Source organism: Actinophytocola sp., assembly GCF_035712165.1.
Taxonomy (GTDB): Bacteria; Actinomycetota; Actinomycetes; order Mycobacteriales; family Pseudonocardiaceae; genus DASYTH01.
Genome location: NZ_DASTBH010000268.1, coordinates 1 through 5,196 on the forward strand (window position 1 = coordinate 1; position 5,196 = coordinate 5,196).

Below are 5,196 nucleotides of genomic sequence, written 5' to 3' on the forward strand. Positions count from 1 at the left end.
CAGCCCGGGCGTGACACCGCACCGATGCGCGCGGCCGCGCGCCCGCCGCCCGGCCTGGCCGGGCGTGCCTTACTTCACTCGGTCTGTGTAGCGCGGCTGTGACAGGGGCCGCGGCGCCCCTTGGCGCCGCATCCCGGCATCCGTCACCACGAACGAGACCGAAGGACTAAGGATCGTGCGGAAAACAATCATGGGCGTCGCCGCGGCGACGGCCCTGCTGCTGGCCGGCTGCGGCAACAGTGAGCAACCGGCCGGAACCGACCACGGCAACACGCCACCCTCCACCGGCGCCGCCGAACAGGCGACGCACAACGACGCGGACGTCACCTTCGCCCAGCAGATGGTGCCCCACCACCAGCAGGCGTTGGAGATGGCCGCGCTAGCGGCGTCGCGCGGGTCGAACGACAAGGTCAAGGACCTGGCCAACCGGATCAAGCAGGCGCAGGACCCGGAGATTCAGGTGATGAACGGCTGGCTCGCGCAGTGGGGCGTGACCAGCACCAGCCCGCCGACCGGAATGGACCACGGGTCGACCGGCACCTCCGCGCCGGGCATGGACCACGGGGCCGGACCGGGCATGATGGCCGAGGACGAGATGCGGCAACTGGAACAGGCCAGCGGAGCCGACTTCGACCACATGTTCCTGGAGATGATGATCCGACACCACCAGGGCGCGGTCGAGGAAGCCCGGACCGAGGTGGCGCAGGGCGCCAACCCGGACGCCAAGGCGCTGGCGCAGCGCATCATCGACGCCCAGCAGGCGGAGATCGCCGAGATGGAGGGGCTGCTCAAGGCCCTGTGAGTCAGCGAGGGCGGGTGTCGGGGCGGCCCCGCCGGCCCCGGCACCCACTAAGCTCAATCGGACCTGACAGGAGGTGTTCATGGTCGGACTCGGCGAACTCGAATCCGCGATCATGGACATCCTGTGGCGGACCGAGGAACCGGCGAAGGTCCGCGAGGTCCTCGACGGCCTCACCGAGCGCAGGCTCGCCTACACCACGGTGATGACCGTGCTGGACAACCTGTTCCGCAAGGGCTGGGTGGAGCGCGAGCTGGACGGCAAGGCCTACCGCTACCACCCCACGTTCAGCCGGGAGCAGGCCGCCGCCCGGGCACTGCGTGCGGTGCTCGAGTCCTGCGGCGACCCCGAGGCGGCGCTGCTGCAGTTCGCCAGCACCGCCTCGGACCGGGAGCGCGAACTGCTGCGCACCGGCCTGCGAAAGAAGACCCGCCGCAAATGACGGTGGCCCTCGCGCTGCTGTGCGGTGCTGCCGCCGTCGGGTGGTGGGGTCCCCGCTGGCTGGGCCACCTCGACCTGCGGCGACGCGACCCACTGGTGCTGATCGTGTGCTGGCTGCTGTCCATGGTCGGCGTCGCGCTGGCCGCGGTGGCCGGCGTCATCCTGTTGCTGCTCCCCGGCCATGGCGAGGTCGGCGCCTTGGTGGCGACGCTGCACCACTGCTGGGACGCCGTGCAACACGGCTCACCACCCCAGATCGAGGAACTCGCCGGGGTGCTGGGAGTCGCGCTGCTGGCCGCCGCGACCGCGCGGTTGGCCGTGGTCGCTTTCACGAAGTGCCGACGCCGGTCGCGAGCCGGACAGGAGCATCTGGCCGTACTTCGGTTAGCCGCCCGGATAGACGGGGACAAGCCCACCACGTTGTGGCTGGCGCACGACGGTCCACTGGCGTTCAGCCTGGCCGGCCGGGCGGGCGCGGTGGTGGCCACCGACGGCCTCACCCGGTACCTGCCGGCGGCCAGCGTGGCGGCTGTCCTCGAGCACGAGCGGGCACATCTGCGCGGCCGGCACCACCTGCTCATCGCGATCGTGGACGCGGCGTCCGCCGTGCTGCCCGTCGTACCTCTGTTCCGCAAGGCCCCGACGGCGATCCGGGAACTCGTCGAGTTGACCGCGGACGTCGCCGCGGTACGGGCCTGCGGGGTGGCCGCCGTCCACACCGCACTGCTGGGCGTTGCCCGGCACGACGCACCCGGCGGGGCCCTGGCCATGGCCAACGACGCGATCGACGTTCGACTGGCCCGGCTGCAGAGTTCCACGGCCGTACCGGGCAAGACGCGGCGAGCGGCATCCTGCGGCGTCGCGGCGGTGATCGCCACCGCCGTACCGTTCCTCACCGCGGCTGCGCTACTGCTCGCCGTCGTTGCGGTGGCCTGCTCCATGACTGGGGCGTGACGAGCCGGACCACGCGACTGTCCACAGCAGACATTTCTCCTCATGCCAGGCGGCGGCCACTCACTGCACGACTGTCCAACCAGTTCCGGTGACCGGCTGTCGGAGCACGACGCATCGTCGGCTGACAGGGATCATCATCGCGAGAAATCTACTAGATGCCATAGTAGTCCATCGTGATCCATGTCTCATCAGACGGCTTGCACACCTATACCCCCTATGGGTATATATAGTGGTGGGTGCTCGCCGTTCCCCCGGTCGACTGGCTGGCCGCGCGGCGAGCCGGATCGACAGGAGCACCAGCATGCGGGGTTACACCGAGAACAAGGACGCTCACCTGCGGCGCCTCCGGCGGATCGAAGGGCAGATCCGCGGGCTGGCCCGGATGGTCGACAACGACGAGTACTGCATCGACATCCTCACGCAGGTCTCCGCGGCGACCCGGGCCCTGCAGGCGGTGTCGATCTCGCTGCTCGACGAGCATCTGCGGCACTGCGTCACCGAGGCGATCACCGAAGGCGGCGATACGGCCCAGGACAAGATCACCGAAGCCAGCGAGGCGATCGCTCGGCTGGTCCGCTCCTGACCCATCTCGACGAGGAGGAATTCGATGGCTCAGTCCACCTACACCGTGCAGGGAATGACCTGCAGTCACTGCGCGAGCTCGGTGACCGAGGAGATCAGCCAGATCGAGGGCGTGCGGGATGTCGAGGTCGATGTGGCCACCGGCAAGGTCACCGTGTCCAGCGACCGGCAACTGGCCGACGACGAGGTTCGAGGCGCGGTGACCGAGGCGGGCTACCAGCTCGTCAGCTGAGCCGTCGAGTCGACCGAAGGAGATTTGGCATGAGGACCGCGACCAGGCTGGCCGCCTACGGCCTGGCCCTCGCCGTCGTCGCGGGCGGAGCCTGGGCGGTCGGGACCGCGGTCGGCCCGCTTGGTGAGAGCACCACGCCGGCAGGCGCCGACCACGCGATGGGCACGCAGGCGCCGGCGGGCACTGCCGTTGACGACGGGTTGCCCGGGCTGGCCGTAGCCGCCAACGGCTACCGGCTCGAACTCGGCCAGAACACCGTGGCCGTCCCCAGCTCCCTGCCGTTCCCGTTCCGGATTCTCGGGCCGGACGGCGCGGTGGTGACCCGGTTCGACGTGGAGCACGACAAGCGGCTGCACCTGGTGCTGGTCCGCCGCGACACCTCGGGCTATCAGCACCTGCACCCTGCGATGGCCGCGGACGGCACCTGGAGCGTCGCGCTGACCCTGCCGGCGGCAGGCACCTACCGGCTGTTCACCGACTTCAAGCCCGAGGGCGGCGTGCGGACCACTCTGGGCGCGGACGTGCAGGTGGCTGGCGACTACCAGCCGGAGCACTACGACAGTCCTGCTCGGACGGACACCGTCGACGGATACGGGGTCCGGCTGGACGGGGAGCTCGTGCCTGGGCGGGAATCCTCGCTGACCGTGACGCTGACCCGCAACGGAACACCGGTGGGTGATCTGCAGCCCTACCTCGGTGCCTACGGCCACCTCGTCACGCTGCGCGCGGCTGATCTCGGCCACCTGCACGTCCATCCGCTCGGCGCGCCGGGAGACGGTAGGACCACCGCCGGGCCCGAGGTGCGCTTCGCCGTCGCGGTACCCACGGCCGGCCGGTACCGGCTGTTCCTGGACTTCCAGCACCAGGGCACGGTGCGCACCGCCGAGTTCACCGTGGACACCACGGGCGCACCGCAACCGGCTGCGCCAGCGGGTACGCCACCGACCGAGACCCCGCACGGCGGGCACGGCGGCTGATCCATTTCAACGTTTGAGGAGCGCACTGATGAGTTCGACGACACAGGACCAGCGGGCTGGTGTCACCAGCCAGGTGGAGCTGTCCATCGGCGGCATGACGTGTGCCTCCTGCGCGGCCCGGATCGAGCGCAAGCTGAACAAGGTCGACGGGGTGAGCGCGGCGGTCAACTTCGCCACGGAGAAGGCCCGGGTCAGCTACCCGGCCTCGGTGTCGCCGGAGGACCTGGTGAAGGTGGTGCAAGCCACCGGCTACACCGCGCGGCTTCCGGCGCCCCGCACCGAGCCGGGGCCGCAGGGGGCTGAGGACCCGACCCGATCGCTGCGGCAGCGGCTGCTCGCCTCGGTGGTGTTGACCGTGCCGGTGGTCGTGCTGGCGATGATCCCGGCGCTGCAGTTCACCTACTGGCAGTGGCTCTCGCTCGCGCTGGCCGGGCCGGTGGTGATCTGGGGCGCGTGGCCGTTTCACCGGGCGGCGTGGACCAACCTGCGGCACGGCGCGGCGAGCATGGACACGCTGATCTCGGTCGGGGTGGGCGCGGCGTTGCTGTGGTCGCTGTACGCACTGTTCCTCGGCACGGCCGGCGTTGCTGGCATGCGCCACGGGTTCGAGTTGACCATCGAGCGGATGGCCGGCGGCGGCAACCTCTACCTCGAGGTCGCGGCCGGCGTGACCACGTTCATCCTGGCCGGCCGCTACTTCGAGGCGCGGGCCAAGCGCAACGCCGGCGCGGCCCTGCGGGCGCTGCTGCAGCTCGGCGCGAAGGACGTCGCCGTGCTGCGCGATGGCGTCGAGCAACGCGTCCCGATCGACGCTCTGGCCGTGGGCGATATGTTCGTGGTGCGGCCGGGCGAGAAGATCGCCACCGACGGCATGGTGGTCGAGGGCAGCTCGGCGATCGACGCGAGCATGCTCACCGGTGAATCGGTCCCGGTCGAGGTCGGGGTGAGTGACCCGGTGGTCGGCGCCACCGTCAACGCCGGTGGGCGGCTGGTCGTGCGGGCGACCCGCGTCGGTGCGGACACCCAGCTGGCGCAGATGGCGCGGCTGGTCGAGGAGGCGCAGAACGGCAAAGCCGCCGTGCAGCGGCTGGCCGACCGGGTCTCCGCGGTGTTCGTGCCGATCGTGATCGCGCTGTCGGTGGGCACGCTGGCGTTCTGGCTCGGCGCCGGCAGCGGGGCGGCGGCCGCGTTCACCGCGGCGGTCGCGGTGC

At 70.7% G+C, this 5,196-nt stretch carries 7 protein-coding genes; all 7 read left to right on the forward strand.

The window, feature by feature from the left end:
* Nucleotides 1-175 precede the first annotated feature (175 nt).
* The gene (locus tag VFO68_RS15055; RefSeq protein WP_325158898.1) at nt 176-802 is read left to right on the forward strand and encodes a DUF305 domain-containing protein; all 627 of its coding nucleotides are present in this window, start codon (nt 176-178) and stop codon (nt 800-802) included.
* Nucleotides 803-881: 79 nt separating this feature from the next.
* The gene (locus VFO68_RS15060) at nt 882-1,241 is read left to right on the forward strand and encodes a BlaI/MecI/CopY family transcriptional regulator (protein WP_325158899.1); all 360 of its coding nucleotides are present in this window, start codon (nt 882-884) and stop codon (nt 1,239-1,241) included.
* Nucleotides 1,238-2,194: a M56 family metallopeptidase gene (locus VFO68_RS15065; RefSeq protein ID WP_325158900.1), complete on the forward strand. Its 957-nt coding sequence runs from the start codon at nt 1,238-1,240 to the stop codon at nt 2,192-2,194. Before VFO68_RS15060 ends, VFO68_RS15065 begins: the two co-directional genes overlap by 4 nt.
* A gap of 301 nt (nt 2,195-2,495) precedes the next feature.
* On the forward strand, nt 2,496-2,777 hold the full coding sequence (locus tag VFO68_RS15070) for a metal-sensitive transcriptional regulator (RefSeq protein ID WP_325158901.1): 282 nt from the start codon (nt 2,496-2,498) through the stop codon (nt 2,775-2,777).
* Between the two features lie 24 nt (nt 2,778-2,801).
* Nucleotides 2,802-3,008 carry a heavy-metal-associated domain-containing protein gene (locus VFO68_RS15075; RefSeq protein WP_325158902.1) on the forward strand — a complete coding sequence of 69 codons (207 nt, stop codon included), beginning with the start codon at nt 2,802-2,804 and terminating at the stop codon, nt 3,006-3,008.
* A gap of 29 nt (nt 3,009-3,037) precedes the next feature.
* Nucleotides 3,038-3,985, forward strand: a complete 948-nt coding sequence (locus VFO68_RS15080) for a hypothetical protein (protein ID WP_325158903.1) — start codon at nt 3,038-3,040, stop codon at nt 3,983-3,985.
* A 28-nt stretch (nt 3,986-4,013) separates the two neighbouring features.
* On the forward strand, nt 4,014-5,196 hold a 1,183-nt coding region (locus VFO68_RS15085), incomplete at its 3' end, for an HAD-IC family P-type ATPase (protein ID WP_325158904.1).

Bases quoted from the DNA above. Each gene is read 5' to 3' on its own strand.
- VFO68_RS15065 (WP_325158900.1), top strand. From the start codon at position 1,238: ATGACGGTGGCCCTCGCGCTGCTGTGCGGTGCTGCCGCCGTCGGGTGG.
- VFO68_RS15070 (WP_325158901.1), top strand. From the start codon at position 2,496: ATGCGGGGTTACACCGAGAACAAGGACGCTCACCTGCGGCGCCTCCGG.
- VFO68_RS15060 (WP_325158899.1), top strand. From the start codon at position 882: ATGGTCGGACTCGGCGAACTCGAATCCGCGATCATGGACATCCTGTGG.
- VFO68_RS15075 (WP_325158902.1), top strand. From the start codon at position 2,802: ATGGCTCAGTCCACCTACACCGTGCAGGGAATGACCTGCAGTCACTGC.
- VFO68_RS15080 (WP_325158903.1), top strand. From the start codon at position 3,038: ATGAGGACCGCGACCAGGCTGGCCGCCTACGGCCTGGCCCTCGCCGTC.